Source organism: Streptomyces sp. NPDC127190 (assembly GCF_042672505.1).
GTDB lineage: Bacteria > Actinomycetota > Actinomycetes > Streptomycetales > Streptomycetaceae > Streptomyces.
Window position 1 is genome coordinate 33,197 of sequence record NZ_JBHXVE010000041.1, and the last position, 20,023, is coordinate 53,219.

The 20,023-nt window shown below is 73.9% G+C and carries 17 protein-coding genes and 1 pseudogene; all 18 read left to right on the forward strand.

Going from position 1 to position 20,023, the window contains the following annotated elements; genetic code table 11:
- Window positions 1-168: 168 nt before the first annotated feature.
- Window positions 169-1,236, forward strand: a complete 1,068-nt coding sequence (locus tag ACFVIU_RS36745; protein ID WP_385847970.1) for a glucose-1-phosphate thymidylyltransferase — start codon at window positions 169-171, stop codon at window positions 1,234-1,236.
- A complete protein-coding gene (rfbB, locus tag ACFVIU_RS36750) occupies window positions 1,233-2,213 on the forward strand; it encodes a dTDP-glucose 4,6-dehydratase (RefSeq protein WP_385847971.1) in 981 nt (326 codons plus the stop codon). Before ACFVIU_RS36745 ends, rfbB begins: the two co-directional genes overlap by 4 nt.
- Window positions 2,210-3,154, forward strand: a complete 945-nt coding sequence (locus ACFVIU_RS36755) for an NAD-dependent epimerase/dehydratase family protein (protein WP_385847972.1) — start codon at window positions 2,210-2,212, stop codon at window positions 3,152-3,154. Before rfbB ends, ACFVIU_RS36755 begins: the two co-directional genes overlap by 4 nt.
- A gap of 67 nt (window positions 3,155-3,221) precedes the next feature.
- Window positions 3,222-4,526 (forward strand): lipopolysaccharide biosynthesis protein RfbH, encoded by a 1,305-nt coding sequence (gene rfbH / locus ACFVIU_RS36760; RefSeq protein WP_385847973.1) that lies wholly within the window; start codon window positions 3,222-3,224, stop codon window positions 4,524-4,526.
- Window positions 4,523-5,917, forward strand: coding sequence for an NDP-hexose 2,3-dehydratase family protein (locus ACFVIU_RS36765; RefSeq protein WP_385847975.1), 1,395 nt, complete (start codon window positions 4,523-4,525; stop codon window positions 5,915-5,917). Before rfbH ends, ACFVIU_RS36765 begins: the two co-directional genes overlap by 4 nt.
- Complete coding sequence (locus ACFVIU_RS36770; RefSeq protein ID WP_385847977.1) at window positions 5,917-6,894, forward strand: Gfo/Idh/MocA family protein; 978 nt, start codon at window positions 5,917-5,919, stop codon at window positions 6,892-6,894. Before ACFVIU_RS36765 ends, ACFVIU_RS36770 begins: the two co-directional genes overlap by 1 nt.
- 37 nt (window positions 6,895-6,931) lie before the next feature.
- Window positions 6,932-8,791: a 2-oxoacid:acceptor oxidoreductase subunit alpha gene (locus ACFVIU_RS36775; protein ID WP_385847992.1), complete on the forward strand. Its 1,860-nt coding sequence runs from the start codon at window positions 6,932-6,934 to the stop codon at window positions 8,789-8,791.
- A complete protein-coding gene (locus tag ACFVIU_RS36780; RefSeq protein WP_385847979.1) occupies window positions 8,788-9,846 on the forward strand; it encodes an NAD(P)/FAD-dependent oxidoreductase in 1,059 nt (352 codons plus the stop codon). The genes ACFVIU_RS36775 and ACFVIU_RS36780 overlap by 4 nt, the downstream gene beginning before the upstream one ends.
- A gap of 44 nt (window positions 9,847-9,890) precedes the next feature.
- A complete protein-coding gene (locus ACFVIU_RS36785; protein WP_385847980.1) occupies window positions 9,891-10,802 on the forward strand; it encodes a dihydrodipicolinate synthase family protein in 912 nt (303 codons plus the stop codon).
- A gap of 1 nt (window position 10,803) precedes the next feature.
- A complete protein-coding gene (locus tag ACFVIU_RS36790) occupies window positions 10,804-11,838 on the forward strand; it encodes a hypothetical protein (RefSeq protein WP_385847981.1) in 1,035 nt (344 codons plus the stop codon).
- Window positions 11,839-11,926: 88 nt separating this feature from the next.
- Complete coding sequence (locus tag ACFVIU_RS36795; RefSeq protein WP_385847982.1) at window positions 11,927-12,643, forward strand: SDR family oxidoreductase; 717 nt, start codon at window positions 11,927-11,929, stop codon at window positions 12,641-12,643.
- 76 nt (window positions 12,644-12,719) lie between these two features.
- Entirely contained in the window at window positions 12,720-13,592 is an 873-nt protein-coding gene (gene ddaH / locus ACFVIU_RS36800; protein ID WP_385847984.1) for a dimethylargininase, read from the forward strand.
- Entirely contained in the window at window positions 13,559-13,984 is a 426-nt protein-coding gene (locus tag ACFVIU_RS36805; RefSeq protein ID WP_385847985.1) for a cupin domain-containing protein, read from the forward strand. The genes ddaH and ACFVIU_RS36805 overlap by 34 nt, the downstream gene beginning before the upstream one ends.
- Entirely contained in the window at window positions 13,981-15,573 is a 1,593-nt protein-coding gene (locus ACFVIU_RS36810; RefSeq protein WP_385847986.1) for a methionine--tRNA ligase, read from the forward strand. The genes ACFVIU_RS36805 and ACFVIU_RS36810 overlap by 4 nt, the downstream gene beginning before the upstream one ends.
- Window positions 15,566-17,683 (forward strand): FAD-dependent oxidoreductase, encoded by a 2,118-nt coding sequence (locus tag ACFVIU_RS36815; RefSeq protein WP_385847987.1) that lies wholly within the window; start codon window positions 15,566-15,568, stop codon window positions 17,681-17,683. The genes ACFVIU_RS36810 and ACFVIU_RS36815 overlap by 8 nt, the downstream gene beginning before the upstream one ends.
- A gap of 53 nt (window positions 17,684-17,736) precedes the next feature.
- Complete coding sequence (locus tag ACFVIU_RS36820; protein ID WP_385847989.1) at window positions 17,737-19,143, forward strand: lysine N(6)-hydroxylase/L-ornithine N(5)-oxygenase family protein; 1,407 nt, start codon at window positions 17,737-17,739, stop codon at window positions 19,141-19,143.
- Between the two features lie 49 nt (window positions 19,144-19,192).
- Window positions 19,193-19,912, forward strand: coding sequence for a pyridoxamine 5'-phosphate oxidase family protein (locus ACFVIU_RS36825; RefSeq protein WP_385847990.1), 720 nt, complete (start codon window positions 19,193-19,195; stop codon window positions 19,910-19,912).
- Window positions 19,896-20,023: pseudogene (locus ACFVIU_RS36830) on the forward strand (2-oxoacid:ferredoxin oxidoreductase subunit beta); the annotation flags it as partial. The gene ACFVIU_RS36825 and the pseudogene ACFVIU_RS36830, both read left to right, overlap by 17 nt.

Consider the following 20,023-nt stretch of genomic DNA (forward strand, 5'->3'; position numbering starts at 1 on the left):
GCGCGCGCGCCCGCCCCGCCCCGCGACTCCCCCCGCCCGCCGCCCCCCCCCACCCCGCGCCCGCGCCCCCGGGCGCGGGGGGGGGGGGGCCCCCCCACGTCCCCGACCGCCACATCTTCCGCGGCATCGACTGATGCGCCGCCCGGCGTCCGAGAGGAACAAACTGCCATGAAAGCCCTGGTGTTGTCGGGTGGGTCGGGGACCCGCCTGCGGCCCTTCAGCTACTCCATGCCCAAGCAGCTCATCCCCATAGCCAACAAGCCGGTCCTGGAGCACGTCCTGGACAACGTCCGCGCCCTCGGCGTCACGGAGGTCGGCATCATCGTCGGCGACCGGGCCCCGCAGATCGCCGCCGTCATCGGCGACGGCTCCCGGCTGGGCCTGGACGTCACCTACATCCCGCAGGACGAGCCGCTGGGCCTCGCCCACTGCGTCGCGCTGGCCCGGGACTTCCTCGGCGACGACGACTTCGTCATGTACCTGGGCGACAACATGCTGCCCGACGGGGTCGAGGACATCGCCCGCGAGTTCGCCGAGCAGCGGCCCGCCGCGCAGATCGTCGTGCACAAGGTCGCCGACCCGCGCGCCTTCGGCGTCGTCGAGGTCGGCCCGGACGGCTACGTCGAGCGTCTCGTGGAGAAGCCCGAGCAGCCGCGCAGCGACCTCGCCGTGGTCGGCGTCTACTTCTTCACCCCCGCGATCCACCAGGCGGTGGCCGCGATCGAGCCCAGCCCCCGGGGCGAACTGGAGATCACCGACGCCATCCAGTGGCTGGTCTCCCAGGGCGCCCGGGTCGCCGCCAGCGAGTACGGCGGCTACTGGAAGGACACCGGCCGCGCCGACGACGTCCTGGACTGCAACCGCAAGCTCCTGGAGGGCCTCACCCGCAGCGTGCGCGGCGAGGTCGACGACAGCAGCGTCCTGGTCGGACCGGTCGTCGTGGAGGAGGGCGCCCGGGTGGTCGCCTCGCACATCACCGGCCCCGCGATCATCGGCGCCGGCACCCTGGTCGAGCACAGCGACATCGGCCCGGACACCTCCATCGGCCGGGACTGCGTGCTGCGCCGTACCCATCTGGAGTCGTCCATCGCGCTCGACGGCTCCACGGTCACCGAGGTCCGCGGGCTGCACGGCTCGCTGATCGGCCGGATGGCCACCATCGGCCCCGGCGACGGCCGCAGCCCGCACCACCGGCTGGTCGTCGGCGACCACACCCGGATCGAGGTGGCGGCATGAGGATCCTGGTCACCGGCGGCGCCGGCTTCATCGGCTCGCACTACGCCCGCACCCTCCTGGGCGGCGGGTACGCCGGCTACGAGGACGCCCGGGTCACCGTCCTGGACAAGATGACCTACGCGGGCAACCGCGACAACCTCCCGGCCCGGCACCCGCGGCTGGACTTCGTGGAGGGCGACATCTGCGACCTGCCGCTGCTGCTGGACCTGCTGCCCGGCCATGACGCCGTGGTGCACTTCGCGGCCGAGTCGCACGTCGACCGCTCGCTGGAGTCGGCCGCCGACTTCGTCCGCACCAATGTCGACGGCACCCAGACCCTGCTGGAGGCCTGCCTGCGCACCGGTGTGCCGCGCGTGGTGCACGTCTCCACGGACGAGGTGTACGGCACGATCGACGAGGGCTCCTGGACCGAGGAGTGGCCGCTGCTGCCCAACTCGCCCTACGCGGCGTCCAAGGCGGCCTCCGACCTGATCGCCCGCGCCTACTGGCGCACCCACGGCGTCGACCTGTCGATCACCCGCTGCTCCAACAACTACGGCCCGTACCAGACGCCCGAGAAGCTCATCCCGCTGTTCGTCACCAACCTGCTGGAGGGCAGGGAGCTGCCGCTGTACGGCGACGGGCGCAATGTGCGCGAGTGGCTGCACGTGGACGACCACTGCCGGGCCATCCAGCTGGTGCTGACCCGCGGCCGGGCCGGCGAGGTCTACAACGTCGGCGGCGGCAACGAGCAGACCAACCGCGAGATCACCGAGCGGCTGCTGGAGCTGTGCGGCGCCGACTGGTCCGCGGTCCGCCATGTGGCCGACCGCAAGGGCCACGACCGGCGCTACTCGCTGGACGAGACCAAGATCCGCGAGGAACTCGGCTACGCCCCCCGGGTCCCGTTCGCCGAGGGCCTCGCCGACACCGTGGCCTGGTACCGCGACAACCCGCAGTGGTGGAAGGCCGCGAAGGACCGGGCGGCCCGGCTGTGACCGGCCGCCGGGTGCTGGTCCTGGGCGCCACCGGGTTCCTGGGCCGGCACATCGCCGACGCCTTCGAGGCCGCCGGCGACCGGGTGCTCCGGGTGTCCCGGACGGCGCCCCCCGACGCGGCGGGTCGCCGGGCCGCGTTCGACCTCACCGCCGCCACCGCCGCCGGGCTGGCCGCGTTCCTCGCGGCCCACCGCCCCGACGTGGTGGTGAACGCGGCCGGCACCGTCTGGCAGGCCGACGAGCAGCGGATGCGCGAACTCAACGACGCGTTCGTACGCCGCCTCGTCACCGTCCTGCCCGAACTGCCCGCCCCGGTACGGCTGGTGCAGCTCGGCAGCGTGCACGAGTACGGCCCCACCCCGGCCGGCGTCCCGCTGACCGAGGACCTGCCGGCCGCACCGGCCGGCACCTACGGCCGTACCAAGCTGGCCGGCACCCGCTGGGTGCTCGACGCAGCACAGGGCGGCCTGGACGCGGTCGTGGTCCGGGTCGCCAACGCCTGCGGGCCCGGCGCCCCGCCGGAGAGCCTGCTGGGCAAGGTCGCCGCCGAACTCGCCCGCCAGGCCGCCGACCCGGCGGCCCCCGGCGAGCTGCGGCTGGCCCCGCTGCGCGCGATGCGCGACTTCGTCGACGTACGCGACGCGGCCGACGCGGTGCTCGCCGCGGCCGGCGCCCCCCGGGGCGTGGCCGCCGGGCTGCTCGTCAACATCGGCCGGGGCGAGGCCGTACCGGTACGGCGGCTGGTGGACCGGATGATCGCGCTCAGCGGACTGCCCGTACGGCTGGTCGAAGAGGCCCCCGCCGACGGCACCCGCTCCACCACCGAGTGGCAGCGCACGGACATCACCCGCGCCCGGCGCCTGCTGGGCTGGCACCCCCGACGCGAGCTGGACGAGTCCCTCCGGGACCTGCTGACCGCCACCCGGCTCGCCCCTGTGTGAAGCACGCACGACGCAAGCACGCACGGCGGAAACGACACACCACCCACTCCGACGCAGGAAGGCGACCATGAGCGTCCACAAGGAACTGGTCCTGGACGAGGTCCGCAAGTACCACCGGGACACCCAGCCCACCGGCGGCTTCGTCCCCGGCACCACCGAGATCTGGCCCTCCGGCGCCGTCCTGGACGAGGAGGACCGGGTGGCGCTGGTCGAGGCGGCCCTGGAGATGCGGATCGCGGCCGGCCGCAGCTCCCGGCTGTTCGAGTCCCGGTTCGCCCGCCGGCTCGGCCGCCGCAAGGCCCATCTGACCAACTCCGGGTCCTCGGCCAACCTGCTCGCGACCACCGCGCTCACCTCGCACCTGCTGGAGGACACCCGGCTGCGCCCCGGCGACGAGGTGATCACGGTCGCGGCCGGGTTCCCCACCACCGTCAACCCGATCCTCCAGAACGGCCTGGTCCCGGTCTTCGTCGACATCGAGCTGGGCACCTACAACACCACCGCGGACCGGGTCGCCGCCGCCATCGGCCCCAAGACCCGGGCGATCATCATCGCGCACGCCCTGGGCAACCCCTTCGAGGTCGCCGAGATCGCCCAGCTCGCCGAGGACCACGACCTGTTCCTCATCGAGGACAACTGCGACGCGGTCGGCTCCACCTACCGCGGGCAGCTGACCGGCACCTTCGGCGACCTCACCACGGTCAGCTTCTACCCGGCCCACCACCTCACCATGGGCGAGGGCGGCTGCGTGCTCACCTCGAACCTGGCGCTGGCCCGCATCGTGGAGTCGCTGCGCGACTGGGGCCGGGACTGCTGGTGCGAGCCCGGCGAGAGCAACAAGTGCCTCAAGCGGTTCAAGTACCAGATGGGCACCCTGCCGGAGGGCTACGACCACAAGTACATCTTCTCCCACGTGGGCTACAACCTGAAGGCGACCGACCTGCAGGCGGCCCTCGGCCTCACCCAGCTCGCCAAGCTGGACGACTTCACCGAGGCCCGCAAGCGCAACTGGCGGCGGCTGCGCGACGGCCTGGACGGCACCCCGCACCTGCTGCTGCCCGAGGCCACTCCGAACAGCGACCCGAGCTGGTTCGGCTTCGTCCTCACCGTCCAGCCGGACGCGCCCTTCTCCCGGGCCGCGCTGGTCGACTTCCTGGAGGACCGCAAGATCGGCACCCGCCGGCTGTTCGCGGGCAACCTCACCCGCCACCCCGCCTACATCGGCACCAACCACCGCGTGGTCGGCGAGCTGACCAACAGCGACATCGTCACCGAGCAGACCTTCTGGATCGGCGTCTACCCGGGCCTGACCGACGAGATGCTCGACTACGTCATCGCCTCCGTGCGCGAGTTCGTGGCGGCCCACTCATGACCGCGCCCACCCTCACGCGCAAGCTGCTCAAGCCCCGCCAGGACACCGCGCTGCCGGCCAGGATCGCCCGCTCCGCGGCCGCCACCACCGGCGCCGGGCTGCGCACCGAGGACTTCGCCGACTGGCTCGACGGGCGCCGCCGCGCCCACCGCTTCCAGGTCGACCGGATCCCCTTCGCCGAGCTGGACGGCTGGCACTTCCAGGACGGCACCGGCGACCTCGTGCACCACACCGGCCGCTTCTTCTCCGTGCACGGCCTGCACGTCCGCACCGCCGGGGACGCCGAGCAGGAGTGGTACCAGCCCACGATCAACCAGCCCGAGGTGGGGATCCTCGGCATCCTGGTCAAGGAGTTCGACGGCGTCCTGCACTTCCTGATGCAGGCCAAGATGGAGCCCGGCAACCCCAACCTGCTCCAGCTGTCGCCGACCGTGCAGGCCACCCGCAGCAACTACACCAAGGTGCACCGGGGCGCCGACGTCCGCTACATCGAGTACTTCACCGACCCGCGCCGCGGCCGCGTCCTCACCGACGCGCTCCAGTCCGAGCACGGCTCCTGGTTCCTGCACAAGAGCAACCGCAACATGATCGTCGAGGCGATCGGGGACGTCGAACCGCACGACGACTTCTGCTGGCTCACCCTCGGCCAGATCGGCGAACTGCTGCACCGGGACAACGTGGTGAACATGGACTCGCGGACCGTGCTGGCCTGCGCGCCCTTCCCCGACCCGGACGGCGGCGCGCTGCACTCGGACACCGAGCTGCTGTCCTGGTTCACCGCCGAACGCTCCCGGCACGACCTGCACGTCCGCCGGGTGCCGCTGGCCGGGCTGCCCGGCTGGCGGCGCGACGAGCACACCATCAGCCACACCGAGGGCCGCTACTTCGACGTCGTGGCCGTCCGGGTGCAGGCGGGCAGCCGCGAGGTCAGCGGCTGGACCCAGCCGCTGTTCGCCCCGGCCGGGACCGGCGTGACCGCGTTCCTGACCCGGACCATCGGCGGGGTGCCGCACGTCCTGGCGCACGCTCGCGTCGAGGGCGGCTTCCTGGACACCGTCGAGCTGGGCCCCACCGTCCAGTACACCCCGGGCAACTACGCCCACCTGGACGCGGCGGACCGCCCGCCCTTCCTCGACCTGGTGCTGAACGCGGACCCGGCCAGGATCCGCTACGACGCCGTGCACGCCGAGGAGGGCGGCCGCTTCCTGGACGCCGTCAGCCGCTACCTGATCGTGGAGGCCGACGCGGACGAGGCACCGCTCGACCCGCCGCCCGGCTACCGCTGGGTCACCCCGGCCCAGCTCACCACGCTCGTCCGGCACGGCCACTACGTCAATGTGCAGGGACGCACCCTGCTCGCCTGCCTGAACGCGATGAGGACACCCACCTGATGCCATCCCTTCGGATCGGCGTGCTCGGCTGCGCGGACATCGCCCGGCGCCGGCTGCTGCCCGCCATGGCGGCCGCCGACGGCATCGAGATCGCCGCGATCGCCGGCCGGGACGCGGACCGGGCCCGCACCCTCGCCGAGCAGTACGGCGCCCGGCCCGTGCACGGCTACGCCGCGCTGCTGGAACGGGACGACGTGGACGCGGTGTACGTGCCGCTGCCCGCCGCGCTGCACGCCCGCTGGACCGAGGCCGCGCTGCGCGCCGGCAAGCACGTGCTCGCCGAGAAGCCGCTGAGCACCGACCCGGCGGCCACCGCCGCCCTGCTCGCCCTGGCCCGCCGGTCCGGGCTGGTCCTGGCGGAGAACGTGATGTTCGTCCACCACCCCCAGCACGAGACCGTACGACGCTGGATCGCGGACGGCGTCATCGGCGAGGTCCGCGCCTTCCGCGCGGAGTTCGCGGTGCCCCGGCTGCCCCGGGGCGACATCCGCTACAGCGCCGGCCTCGGCGGCGGGGCCCTGCTGGACACCGGGGTGTACCCGGTCCGGGCCGCGCTGCACTTCCTCGGCGACGAGCTGCGGGTGCTGGGCGCCCGGCTGCACGCCGGCTCCGGCGACGAGGTGGACACCTCCGGTTCGGCGCTGCTCGGCGGCCCGGACGGGGTCGGGGTGCAGCTGACGTTCGGCCTGGACCACGCCTACGGCTCCCGCTACGAGATCTGGGGCAGCGAGGGCCGGCTGACGGTGGACCGGGCCTTCACCCCGCCGGCCGACCACCGGCCGCGGGTGCGCCTGGAGGGCCGGTCCGGTGTCGAGATCAGGGAACTGGAGCCCGCCGACCAGGTCCTGGCGGCGGTCCGTGCCTTCGCGGCCGCCGTCGCCGCCCGCGCCGTACCCGACGAGCGCTGTCTGCGCCAGGCCGAACTCCTCGCGGAGATCCGGCAGACGGCCCGCGACGAGCCGACCGCAGTGTCATGAACCGCAGTGTCATGGAGAACCAGTGGACCGGAATGTGATGAAGAACGAGTCGAAGCCAGTCCGGCGTCTGGACCGGGTGATCATCCGGTTCGCGGGGGACTCGGGTGACGGTATGCAGCTCACCGGTGACCGGTTCACCTCGGAGACCGCTTCTTTCGGCAACGACCTTTCCACCCTGCCGAACTTTCCCGCCGAGATCCGCGCCCCCGCCGGCACCCTGCCCGGTGTCTCCAGCTTCCAGCTGCACTTCGCCGACCACGACATCCTCACCCCCGGCGACGCCCCGAACGTGCTCGTCGCGATGAACCCGGCCGCACTCAAGGCCAACACCGGCGACCTGCCCCGCGGCGCGGAGATCATCGTCAACACCGACGAGTTCACTCCCCGCGCGCTGCAAAAGGTCGGCTACAGCGCCGACCCGCTCCAGGACGGCTCCCTGGACGGCTACCACCTCCACCCCGTGCCCCTGACCACCCTCACGGTGGAGGCGCTCAAGGACTTCGACCTGTCCCGCAAGGAAGCCGAACGCAGCAAGAACATGTTCGCGCTCGGCCTGCTCTCCTGGATGTACCACCGGCCCACCGAGGGCACCGAGACCTTCCTGCGGCAGAAATTCGCGAAGAAGCCTCAGATCATGGCGGCGAACATCGCCGCGTTCCGCGCGGGCTGGAACTTCGGCGAGACCACCGAGGACTTCGCCGTCTCCTACGAGGTCGCCCCCGCCACCACCGCCTTCCCCGTGGGCACCTACCGCAACATCTCCGGCAACCTCGCCCTGGCCTACGGCCTGATCACCGCCTCCCGCCAGGCCGACCTGCCCCTCTACCTCGGCTCCTACCCCATCACCCCCGCCTCCGACATCCTCCACGAACTGTCCAAGCACAAGAACTTCGGCGTGCGCACCTTCCAGGCCGAGGACGAGATCGCCGGCATCGGCGCCGCCCTCGGCGCGGCCTTCGGCGGCTCCCTCGCCGTCACCACCACCTCCGGGCCGGGTGTGGCCTTGAAGTCGGAGACGATCGGGCTGGCGGTCTCCCTGGAACTGCCGCTTTTGGTGGTGGACATCCAGCGCGGCGGGCCCTCCACCGGCCTGCCCACCAAGACCGAACAGGCCGACCTGCTCCAGGCCATGTTCGGCCGCAACGGCGAAGCCCCCGTCCCGGTGATCGCCCCGCAGACCCCGGCGGACTGCTTCGACGCCGCCCTGGAAGCCGCCCGGATCGCGCTGACCTACCGCACCCCCGTCATGCTCCTGTCCGACGGATACCTGGCCAACGGATCCGAGCCCTGGCGCATCCCCGACCTGACCGAACTGCCCGACCTGCGGGTGCAGTTCGCCACCACCCCCAACCACATCCTCGCCGACGGCACCGAGGTGTTCTGGCCCTACAAACGCGACCCCCACACCCTGGCGCGGCCGTGGGCGATCCCGGGCACCCCCGGCCTGGAACACCGCATCGGCGGCATCGAGAAGCAGGACGGCACCGGCAACATCTCCTACGACCCGGCCAACCACGACCTCATGGTCCGCACCCGCCAGGCCAAGATCGACAACATCGCCGTCCCCGACCTCGCCGTCGACGACCCCGACCACGCACGCACCCTGGTGCTGGGCTGGGGTTCCACCTACGGGCCCATCACCGCCGCCGTCCGCCGCCTGCGCGCCACCGGCCACTGCATCGCCCAGGCCCACCTCCGCCACATCAACCCCTTCCCCCACAACCTCGGCGAGATCCTCCACCGCTACCAGCGCATCGTCATCCCCGAGATGAACCTCGGCCAGCTCGCCACCCTCATCCGCGCCAAATACCTCGTCGACGCCCACTCCTACAACCAGGTCAACGGCATGCCGTTCAAGGCCGAACAACTGGCCGACGCACTCAAGGAGTTCCTGTGAGCTGGGACGTGGTGGTCGTCGGCGGCGGTGTCGTCGGAGCCGCCGTCTTCCACGAACTGGCCGACCGGGGCGCCCGGGTGCTGCTGGTCGAACGCGACCGCTGCGGACTCGGCACCACCGCGTGGAGCGGCGGCATCGTCCGCTGCTACCACGACGACCCGGTCCTGGTGGAGCGGGCCCTGACCGGCTGGCGCCACTTCCGCGACTTCGCCGCCCGCACCGGGATCGACGTACCGTTCACCGAGAGCGGCTTCCTCTACGTGCCCCACCCGGACCGGCACGCCTACGCCCGCGACCTCGTCCGGCGCGGCACCGGGGCGCCCATGGAGTGGCTGACGCCCGAGCAGGCGGAGCGCCGCTTCGGCCATCTGCTGAGCGCCCCCGTCGCCGGCGCCGTATGGGAGCCCGAGGCCGGATACCTGGACCCGCTGGACGTCACCCGCGCCTATCTGCGGGCCGGGAGCGCCAAGGGCGGCCGGGTCATGGAAGGCGTCGAGGTGACGGGCGTACTGCGCCGGGACGGACGCACCCACGGACTGCGCACCGGTGCCGGCGACCTGACCGCCGGCACCGTCGTGCTGGCCACCGGCGCCGACACCCCGCGGCTGCTGGACGCCTGGGGCGTGCCGCACGACCTGTGGGCGCAGGCCATCCAGGTCGAACTGCGCCGCCCGGACGCCCCGGTGACCGGACACCCCGCCTACATGGACGACGTCCACGACGTCAACGGACGGCCCGACCCGGACACCGCGGGCATGCTCCTCGGCCACCCGACCGGGCAGCGCGTGCCCGCCCGCTCCGGCGGCGGACCCGCCGACCCCGCCCAGTCGGCGCGGGCCGTGGCCGCCGGTTCCGCACGCTTTCGCTGGGCGGCCGGCAGCGAGCCGCTGGGCGCGCTGCGCGCCGCCGAGTGCTACGCCCCCGACCCCCGCGCCCGGGTCGGCAGACTGCCGGACGACCCCGGTCTGCTGCTGGCCACCGGCTTCAGCGGCGGCGGTTTCAAGATGGCGCCCTGGGCCGCCGAGGAGACCGCCCGGCTGACCGCCCGGCGCTGACGGCTCCGCCCCACCACCCGATCCCGAACCGGAAGACAGACTTCATGGCACAGCAGATCAAGGGCGTCCTGCCCGTCGTCCTCATGCCCTACACGGACGGCGGAGCGGTGGACGAGGACGGCTTCCTCGCCCAGACGGACCACATGTTCGACGCCGGCTGCGACGGCTTCGTCGTCGGCCAGATATCGGAGGTGCTGCGGCTGACCCACGAGGAGCGGCTGCGGGTCGCCGAACTGTGTGCCAAGGCGGCCCAGGGACGCGGTGTCTCCGTGATGAGCACGGGCGCCGAGACCCCCGAGGCCGCCGTGGCGTACACCCGGCACGCCCAGGACGCGGGCGTGGACGCCGCGCTGGTGATGCACCCCGCGACCATCCCGCTGGACGACGACGGCATGGTCGAGTACTACAGCGCGGTCGTCGAGGCGGTGGACATCCCGGTGATCGTCCACCACGCCAAGAGCCTCGCCAAGCAGCCGCTGACCGTCGCCGCGCAGGCCCGGCTGCTGGACAAGTACGGCGAGGACCGGGTGCTGTTCAAGCCGGAGGCGCAGCCCACCCCGCCGCGCGTCAGCGAGCTGCGCGACGCCACCGGCGGCCGGGCCCGCATCTTCGAGGGCGACGGCGGGATGATGCTGCTCGACTGCCACCGCCGCGGCCTCGCCGGCACCATCCCCGCCACCGAGATCGCCGAGATCGTCGTCGTGCTGTGGCGGCTGCTGGAGCAGGGGCGGCGCGCGGAGGCCGAGCGGATCGGCCACCCGCTGTCGTACCTGATGTGCCACATGATGAACAGCACCGACTACTACCTCGCCATCGCCAAGCGGCTGCTGAAGGAGCGCGGGCTGATCAGGTCCGCCCAGGTGCGCGGCCCGAGCCGGTACACCCTCGACGACGAGACATGGACCGAGGTCCGGCACACCTACTACGGCCTCCTCGACCTCATCCGGGAGTTCTGACATGAACGTGAACCGGGACGGCCTCACCGTCCTCGACTGCACGCTGCGGGACGGCGGCTACTACACCAACTGGAACTTCGACGCGGAGCTGGTGCGCGAGTACCTCGCCGTCTGCCCGGCGCTCGGTGTCGACGTGGTGGAGCTGGGCTATGTGCGCTTCGCCGACGAGCAGCGCTTCGGCCCGTACGGCAGGCTCCCCGACGGCCTGACCCCGGACCTGCGGGACGCGCTGCCCGCGGACCACGGGCTGCGGTTCGCCGTGATGGTGGACGCCGCCGACCTCACCGGGCTGCCCGCCGCCGAGGTGGGCGAGGCGCTCACCCGGAAGCTGGCGCCCGGCTCGCTGCCGGTGGACATCGTCCGGCTGGCCGTCCACTTCGAGCGGGCCGCCGAGGCGGGCGAGGTGGTCGCCTCGCTGCGCGCGGCCGGCTACGCCGTGTGCCTCAACCTGATGCAGATCGGCCTCGCCGACGCCGGTCAGCTCGACCGGTGCCTGGCCGCCGTCGCCGGGATGGGCCCGCTGGAGGCGGTGTACATCGCCGACTCGCTGGGCTCCCTCACCCCCGGGCACACGGCCGAGCTGGTCCGGCTCTTCCGGTCCGGCCAGGACGCGCCGGTGGGCATCCACGCCCACGACAACCAGGGATACGCCCTGCACAACACGGTCGTCGCGGCCGACACCGGCGCCACCTGGGTGGACGGCACCGTGCACGGCATGGGCCGTGGGGCCGGCAACACCCGGATCGAGCAGCTGCTCGGCGTCCTCGGGCACGGCCCGGACCGGCTCCGGCCGCTGCTGCGGCTGATCGTCCGGCACTTCCACCCGCTGATGGACAAGTACCGCTGGGGCGCCAGCGGGCTGTTCGCGATGGCCGGGCTGTACGAGGTGCACCCGACCTATGTGCAGTGCCTGGACGAGCGGACCTCGCTGACCGCCGACGCGAAGCTGACCGCGCTGGCCTACCTCGCGGACGCCTCGGCCGCCCGCTTCTCCCCGGCGGTCCTCGACCGCGCCCTGGCCCACGCCGCCGCCTGACCGGCCACCGCCCGACCGCCGTAGCCGCAGTGGATCCCGTACGGCAGACTGCGGCTGTCTCTTGGCGACGCGGAACCGGAGGAACGTCGTGGCGGACGGTGGACGACCCGTGGTGGCGGTCTCGGGTGTGACCCGGGGCCTCGGCCGGGCCCTGCTCCGGCGCTTCGCCGCGCTCGGACACCCCGTGGCCGGCTGCGGCCGGGACACCGCCGCGCTCGCCGGTCTCGCCGCCGAACTCGGCCCCACCGCCCATGTCCTGGACCGCGTGGACGTCACCGACGCCGCCGCGGTCGAGGCCTGGGCCGAGCGCGTCCGGCGCGAACTGGGCGCCCCCGCCCTGGTGGTGGCCAACGCGGGCCTCGCCGCCGGGCCCGCCCCGCTCTGGGAGGTGCCGCCGGACGAGTTCGAGGCGGTCCTGCGGGTCAACGTCGTCGGCGTCTACACGATGGTGCGGGCCTTCCTGCCGCGCCTCGCCGACGGCGGCACCCTGGTCAACCTCTCCTCCGGCTGGGGCCGCACCCCGCGCGCCCTGCTGGCCACGTACACGGCTAGCAAGTTCGCCGTGGAGGGCCTTACCCGCGCTGTCGCCGAGGAGGCGGCCCGGCTGCGGCCCGGCGTGCGCGTGGTCGCGCTGGACCCGGGCGGCGGCATCGACACCGGCATGCTCGCCACCTGCATGCCGGAGACGCACCAGCACTACCCCACCCCCGAGGAGTGGGCGGAGAACGCCGCCGACTACCTCCTGCACCACCTGCCCGCCGAGCGGGACCAGATCTCCCTGACCGTCCCGCAGCGGACGGTCTGACACCCCCCTCGACTCCGAGCCGGTCGTGCCTCACCAGGCACGGTCGGCTCTTTCGCGTGCCCGAAAGGCGACACCCATGCCCTACACGGAACCCATCGCGCCGCCCGCCCACACCCCGCGGGCCCAGGCCTCCCGGCCGCGCACCGCCACCCCCCGGCGCCTGCTGATGTGCCCGCCCCGGCACTTCGAGGTCAGCTACTCCATCAACCCCTGGATGGAGCCCGAGAAACCGTCCGACAACGCCACCGCGCTGCTCCAGTGGGAACGCCTGCGGGACACCTACCTCGACCTCGGCCACACCGTCGAGATCATCGAACCGCTGCCCGGCCTGCCCGACATGGTCTTCGCGGCGAACGGCGCGACCGTGGTCGACGGCAAGGTGCTCGGCGCCCGCTTCCGGCACCTCCAGCGCACCGCCGAGGGCCCCGGCTACCTCGCCTGGTTCCAGGAGCGCGGCTACACCGACGTGCACTGGCCCGAGTTCATCAACGAGGGCGAGGGCGACTACCTGCTCGTCGGCCGCCGCCTGCTGGCCGGCACCGGATTCCGCACCGACCCCCGCTCGCACGCCGAGGCGCAGGAGTACTTCGGCGTCCCGGTCACCGGGCTCACCCTCGTCGACCCGCGGTTCTACCACCTGGACACCGCGCTCGCCGTGCTCTCGGACGACGAGGTCATGTACTACCCCGAGGCGTTCACCCCGGGCAGCCGGGCCGTGCTGCGCGAGCTGTTCCCGGACGCCGTGCTCGCCACCGCCGAGGACGCCGAGGTGTTCGGCCTCAACGCCTTCTCCGACGGCCGGCACGTGGTGCTGCCCAGCGCCGCGACCGGGCTCATCGACCAGCTGCGCCGGCGCGGGTTCGAGCCGGTCGGCGTCGACCTGCCCGAGCTGCTGAAGGCCGGCGGCGGCGCCAAGTGCTGCACGTTGGAGCTGCGCGACGCCCGCTGACCGGCACCCCCGCATCCGACAAGGAGGACCCTCCCATCGTCACCACCATCCGCATCGACCGGGCCGCCGCCGCCGAGGAGTTCGGCATGGCCTGCCAGCGGCTCATCCCCTGGCAGCCGGGCGCCGCCGAACCGCCGCTCGGCGCCATGGCCTGCTTCCTGCCCGCCGGGTCCAGCTCGGCCCCGGACTGCCACGACCAGGACGAGGTGATGATCGTCCTCGCCGGGTCCGGCACCGTCACCCTCGCCGGCGAGGACGCGCCCTGCACCGCGGGCGACCTCGTCGTCCTGCCCCGCAACCACGAGCACGTCGTGCACAACCCGTACGACGAGGAGCTGCGCTGGGTCTCCGTCTACTGGCCGCTGCACGAGCCGAAGGAAAGCACCGGATGAACACCCCGCAATGGATCACGGCAACCCCGCCGACCCCCAACGGCGACCTGCACCTCGGCCATGTCGCCGGCCCCTATGTCGCCGGTGACGTGCTGCGCCGCTTCCTCGCCGCCGAGGGCGCCGAGGTGCGCTACACCACCGGCCTGGACGACCACCAGAGCTATGTGCCGGTGCGCGGCCTGAAGGACGGCGGCCGCAAGGGCGAGGAGGTCGCCGACGGGTACGGCGCGTCCATCGAGTCGGTGTGGCGGCAGATCGGCGCCCACTTCGACGCGATCGTCCGGCCCCGCCGCGACGCCGGCTACACCGCCCGGATCCAGGACTTCTTCCAGCAGCTGTACGACGCCGGGCACATCGTCGCCCGGACCCGGCCGCTGCCGTACTGCACCGGCTGCGAGCGCTGGCTCTACGAGGCGTACGTCAAGGGCGGCTGCCCGCACTGCGGTGCGGCGAGCAACGGCAACGCGTGCGAACCCTGCGGCCGGCCCAACGACTGCGCCGACCTCACCGACCCCGAGTGCACGGTGTGCGGCGCCCCGGCCGAACTGCGCGACCAGGCCAGGCTGTACTTCCCGCTCGCCCCCTTCGAGGAGCGGCTCGCCGCCTTCTGGGAGCAGGTCGACATGCCGCCCCACCTGCGCGCCCTGTGCGAGCGGATGCGGGCCGCCGGACTGCCCGAGATCGCCGTCAGCCACCCCTCCGACTGGGGCGTCCCGGTGCCGGTCGCGGGCTTCCAGGACCAGCGGGTCTACGTCTGGTTCGAGATGGCCCCCGGCTATCTGCGGGAGTGGGAGACCGCCGCCGACGGGCCGGCCCCCGCCCCCGTGCAGTTCTTCGGCTTCGACAACGGCTACTTCCACGCGGTGCTGTTCCCCGCCGCGTTCCTGGCCGCCGACCCGGACCGGGCGCCGCTGGCCCGGGCCTTCGTGGTCAACGAGTTCTACCGGCTGGAGGGCCTGAAGTTCTCCACCAGCCGCCGGCACGCCGTCTGGGCGCACGAGGAACTCGCCCGCACCAGCGCCGACGTGCTCCGCTACCACGTGCTCGCCGACCGGCCCAACGGCCGCGAGACCAGCTTCACCGGCGCCGCGCTGGAGCGCAGCCGCGCCCGGCTCGCCGAGCTGTGGGACGGCTGGCTGCACCGGCTGCTGACCGCCGTGGCCGACGACTGCGGCGGCGCCGTACCCGCCGAGCGCCCGCAGGGCCCGGCCTGGGAGCGGCTGCGCGACCGGCTGACGCGGACCGTGGCGGAGCTGCGGGAGGCCTACTCGGTCGCCGGGTTCGACAGCCGCCGCGCCGTCGCGCTGCTGGACGAGATCGTCTCCCTCGCCGACGACTTCGGCCATGTGCACGGCCATGAGCGGCTGCGCCCGGACGGCGCCGGCGCCCACCGGTCCGCCCTCGCCGCCCAGCTCGCGGTCGCCGCCGCGCTGTCCGCGTGGGCCGCCCCCGTGCTGCCGGACGGCGCCGGACGCCTCGCGGACCTGCTCGGGCTGCCCGCCGGGCGCCGTGTCGACGAGGCCGCCCTGCGCTGCCCGGTCCCCGGCACCCCGCTGGCCGTACCCGCCGGGGCGGTCTTCGGTGGGTGAGGTGCGGGCCGCGGTCGTCGGCCCGTTCTCCGGGCCGCGCGCCGCCTGGGGCGAACTCCTCGAACAGGGCGCCGCGGCGCACGCGGACGGGCCGGTCCGGTGGGACTTCCACGACGACCGCGGTGACACCGCGCTGGCCCGGTCGGTCGCCGAGGCGGTGGTCGCCGACGGCCGCTACGCCCTCGTCGTCGGCCACTTCAACAGCGCGGGCGCCCGGGCGGCGCTGCCCCTCTACCGGGCGGCCGGCCTGCCGGTGCTGCTGCCCCTCGCCACCGCACCGGGACTGCTCGCCGACGCGGCGGGCACCGCCCTGCGCTGGTGCCCGGACGACGTCGCCCAGCTGACCGAGATCCGCGCGGCGGCCCGGCGAGCCGGCCACCACCGCCTCGCCGTCACCCACGACGCCACCCCCACCGGCGCCCACCTGGCCCAGCTCTTCCACGCCGGTGTCCTGGGGGCCGGGGCCCAGGACGAGAGCCCGGCGACTGGGGGCCAGCCCGCCGCCCCGGCCACCGGGGCGGACTCCGACGCCTTGGCGGCCGGGGGAGAACCCGTTGCCTTGGCGGCCGGGGGACGCGGTGTTGCCCTGGTGGCCGAGAGGGAGGCCGACGCGCTGGTGGTGTGCGGGACGCATGCCGGTGTGGCCCGGGTCGCGCGGGAGCGCCGGGCGGCCGGCTTCGGCGGCACCTTCTACTTCACCGACGACTGCGCGGTGGACGAGTTCGCCGCGCTGCTCGGGGACGCGGCGGGCAGCGCCCGGGTGGCCCGGCTGCGCGGCGGCCCCGCCGCCTACGTGGACGACACCTTCCGCACCGCCCGCGCGGCCCTCACCCACAGCCCCGAGGCCCGCGGCGCCGCCCTGGTCGCCCTGCTGCGCACCCACGCGAGCCACCCCTTCACCCCCGAGGGCGAGCCCCGCCCCGGTACAGGCCGCTTTGGGCCCGGCTGGGACGTCGTACCGCTGACCCCGCCCCCGGCCACCGCGGACCCCACCCCCGCCCGCGGCCCCGGGGTCCGGCACGGCCGGGTGTACGACGTCCTGGTCGTCGGCGCCGGAGTCGTGGGCGCCGCGACCGCGGACGTGCTGGCCCGGCAGGGACTGCGCGTCGGCATGACCGCGCCCTCGGCCGCGGACCCCGCGGCGACCCGGTACTCCGGCGGACTGGTGCGCGCCTACGAGCCCGACCCGGCCCTGCGCGAACTGGCCCTGCGCAGCCACGCCCTGGCCTGGGGCGGGACCGACGGCGACCACCCGCCCACCGGGTTCCGGCGGACCGGCTCCCTGGTGCTGCTCGGCGAGGGCGACCTGCCCGAGGCGGAGAAGGGCGTCGCCGAGCTGACCGCCGCCGGAGTCACCGCGCACCTGCTGGACCCCGGCGAGCTGCGGTCCCGGTTCCCCGGACTGGCCGCGCACGACATCGCCGGAGCGGTGTGGGAGCCCGGCGGAGGCTATGCCGACCCGCCCGTCACCGCCCTCGCGCTGCGCGACCGCGCCGCCGCCCACCGCGCCGTCGTACTGGCCGGCCGGGCCCGCCGGATCGACCAGCGGGACCCCGACAGCGTGGCCGTGCTGCTGGAACAGGGCGAGGTCCGGGCCCGGGCCGTGGTGCTCGCCACCGGCGCCGGCACCGGCCGGATCGCCGGGCACGCGCTGTCGGCCCCCGTGCCGCACACCGGCCCGCGCACCAAACGCATCCGGTACGCCTTCTTCGCCCACCCCGACGCCGCCCGGCAGCCCACCGTCTGCGACCTGGTCACCGGGGTGTGGGGCCGCCCCCAGCACGGCGGCTCCGCCGCGGGCGGCTATCTGACCGGCCGTCCGGTGGACGAGTGGGACGTCGCGCCCGGCGGCGGGGACACGGTCACCGCGGCCCAGGCCGAGCACATCAGGGAACTGGCCGCCCGCCGCTGGCCCTGGCTGCACCGGGCCGGGTTCCTGCACGGCCGGCACGGCGTCGACCTCTTCACCCGGGACGGCCGGCCGCTCGTCGGCCCGCCGACCCCCGGCGGCCGCGTCGTGCTCGCGACCGGCTGGTCCGGCGCCGGATTCAAGACGGCCCCCGCCGCGGGGGAACTCGTCGCCGCCCATGTGCTGGAGGCCCTCGGATGACGAGGGCCGCCGTACCGACGTACCCGAGAACCGACCCGAGAGGCCGTTGAACCATGAGCCACCCGTCCGCGACCGACCCGTCCGTGACCGACCGGTCCGCGACCGATCCGCGCACGCCCGTCTACGACATCGTCGGCGTGGGATTCGGTCCGGCCAACCTCGCCCTGGCCATCGCCGTGGAGGAGTACAACGAGACGGCCTCCCCGGAGGACCGGCTGACCGCCGTCTTCCTGGAGCGGCAGCCCGCCTTCGGCTGGCACCGCGGCATGCTCCTCGAGGGCGCGACCATGCAGGTGTCCTTCCTCAAGGACCTGGCCACCCTGCGCAACCCGCGCAGCCGGTTCGGCTTCGTGCCCTACCTCCACGACCGCGGCCGGCTGGTGGACTTCATCAACCACAAGGTGCTCTACCCCTCCCGCGAGGAGTTCCACGACTACCTGCGCTGGTGCGCCGACGGCGTGGACCACATGGTCCACTACGGCGCCGAGGTGCGGGCCGTACGGCCGGCCGCCGGGCAGGGCCGCCGGACCGGCGAGCTGGACGTCACGGCCGTCGCCGCGGACGGCTCGGGGACGGTCGCCTACCGGGCGCGCAACCTCGTCGTGGCCACCGGGCTGGTGCCCAGACTGCCCGACGGGGTGGTCTCCGGCGACCGCGTCTGGCACTCCAGCGAGTTCCTGCACCGGCTGAACGCCTTCCCGCAGTCCGACCCGCGCCGTTTCGTCGTCGTCGGGGCGGGCCAGAGCGCCGCCGAGATCGTCGACCATCTGCACACCGGCTACCCGGGCGCCGAGGTCTGCGCGGTGCTGTCCCGCTACGGCTACAGCCCCGCCGACGACAGCCCGTACGCCAACCGCATCTTCGACCCGGCCGCCGTGGACCTGTACCACGGGGCGGACAGCGCCGTGCGCGGGATGCTCATGGACTACCACCGCAACACCAACTACGGCGTCGTGGACATCGACCTCATCCAGGAGCTGTACCGGCGCGCCTACCAGGAGAAGGTCCGCGGCGAGCAGCGGCTGCGCATCCTCGGCGCCTCCCGGGTGGAGTCGCTGGACGCGTCCGCCGACGGGGTCACCGTCCAGGTGCGCGACCTGGCCACCGGCCGGACCGAGCGGCTCGACGCCGACGCCGTGGTGTACGCGACGGGCTACACCGAGCTGGACCCGGTACGGCTCCTCGGCGAGCTGGGCACGGCGTTCCGGCGTGACGCCGAGGGCCGGCTGCGGGTCCACCGCGACTACCGGATCGACACCGCGGACACCCTCTCCGCCGCCGTCTACCTCCAGGGCGGCACCGAGCACACGCACGGCATCACCTCGAACCTGCTGTCCATGGCGGCGGTACGGGCCGGGGAGATCTGCGCCTCGCTGGTCGCCCGGCGCGCCGCCGGCACCCGGCGGACCGCGACGGCGGCCCCGGCCACCGAGGCCCCGGCCACCGCGGCGGCCGCCTGACCGGGCCGCCCGCCGCCCCTGTCCCACCTGCTCAAAGGACCGAGGACCGATGACCGCTGAGCTGGCGCAGACCGAACGCACCAGACTGCGCCGGATGCGGCACAAGGGAAGCCACCGGCGCGCCGACCTCGACGCCGTGCTCGGCGCGGGCTTCCTGTGTCATCTGGGGGTGCTCGTGGACGGCACCCCCATGGGGGTCCCCACCGTGTACGGCGTGGACGGCGACACCCTCTATCTGCACGGCTCGGTGGCGAGCCGCAGCCTGCTGCGGGCGCCGGACGCGACCGTCTGCGTCACCGTCACCCACGTCGACGGGATCGTGCTGGCCCGGTCCGTCTTCGAACACGGCGTCAACTACCGCTCCGCGATGGTGTACGGCGTGCCGCGCGCCGTCACCGACCCGGAGGAGAAGCTCCGCGGGCTGCGCGCCCTCACCGAGAGGTGCGCGCCGGGGCAGTGGGACTACGCGCGCCGGCCCAGCCGGAAGGAGCTGGCCGCGACCGCGCTGCTGGCCCTGGAGCTGACCGAGGCCTCGGTCAAGACCCGCTCCGGCCCCCCGGACGACGGCGACGGCCCCGACGCCGCGCTCGGCCTCTGGGCGGGCGTACTGCCGCTGACCACCCACTGGGGCACCCCCGTGCCCGACCCGCTGCTCGGCCCGGACGCCGAGGCGCCGGCCCATGTCCTGGCCCGCGCCGGCAGCCGTGCCGGGGCCCCCGCCGATGGAACGCCCATCCCCGAGGAAGAGATCCATGCCGACCACCACTGAACTCACCCTGCGGCCCAAGGACTTCAAGTCGGATCAGGAGGTGCGCTGGTGCCCGGGCTGCGGTGACTACGCGATCCTGGCCGCCGTGCAGGGCTTCATGCCGGAACTGGG

Coding starts and splice junctions, on each gene's coding strand:
- ACFVIU_RS36745 (WP_385847970.1), top strand. CDS start 169: ATGAAAGCCCTGGTGTTGTCGGGTGGGTCGGGGACCCGCCTGCGGCCC.
- rfbB (WP_385847971.1), top strand. CDS start 1,233: ATGAGGATCCTGGTCACCGGCGGCGCCGGCTTCATCGGCTCGCACTAC.
- rfbH (WP_385847973.1), top strand. CDS start 3,222: ATGAGCGTCCACAAGGAACTGGTCCTGGACGAGGTCCGCAAGTACCAC.
- ACFVIU_RS36765 (WP_385847975.1), top strand. CDS start 4,523: ATGACCGCGCCCACCCTCACGCGCAAGCTGCTCAAGCCCCGCCAGGAC.
- ACFVIU_RS36770 (WP_385847977.1), top strand. CDS start 5,917: ATGCCATCCCTTCGGATCGGCGTGCTCGGCTGCGCGGACATCGCCCGG.
- ACFVIU_RS36775 (WP_385847992.1), top strand. CDS start 6,932: ATGAAGAACGAGTCGAAGCCAGTCCGGCGTCTGGACCGGGTGATCATC.
- ACFVIU_RS36785 (WP_385847980.1), top strand. CDS start 9,891: ATGGCACAGCAGATCAAGGGCGTCCTGCCCGTCGTCCTCATGCCCTAC.
- ACFVIU_RS36790 (WP_385847981.1), top strand. CDS start 10,804: ATGAACGTGAACCGGGACGGCCTCACCGTCCTCGACTGCACGCTGCGG.
- ddaH (WP_385847984.1), top strand. CDS start 12,720: ATGCCCTACACGGAACCCATCGCGCCGCCCGCCCACACCCCGCGGGCC.
- ACFVIU_RS36810 (WP_385847986.1), top strand. CDS start 13,981: ATGAACACCCCGCAATGGATCACGGCAACCCCGCCGACCCCCAACGGC.
- ACFVIU_RS36820 (WP_385847989.1), top strand. CDS start 17,737: ATGAGCCACCCGTCCGCGACCGACCCGTCCGTGACCGACCGGTCCGCG.
- ACFVIU_RS36825 (WP_385847990.1), top strand. CDS start 19,193: ATGACCGCTGAGCTGGCGCAGACCGAACGCACCAGACTGCGCCGGATG.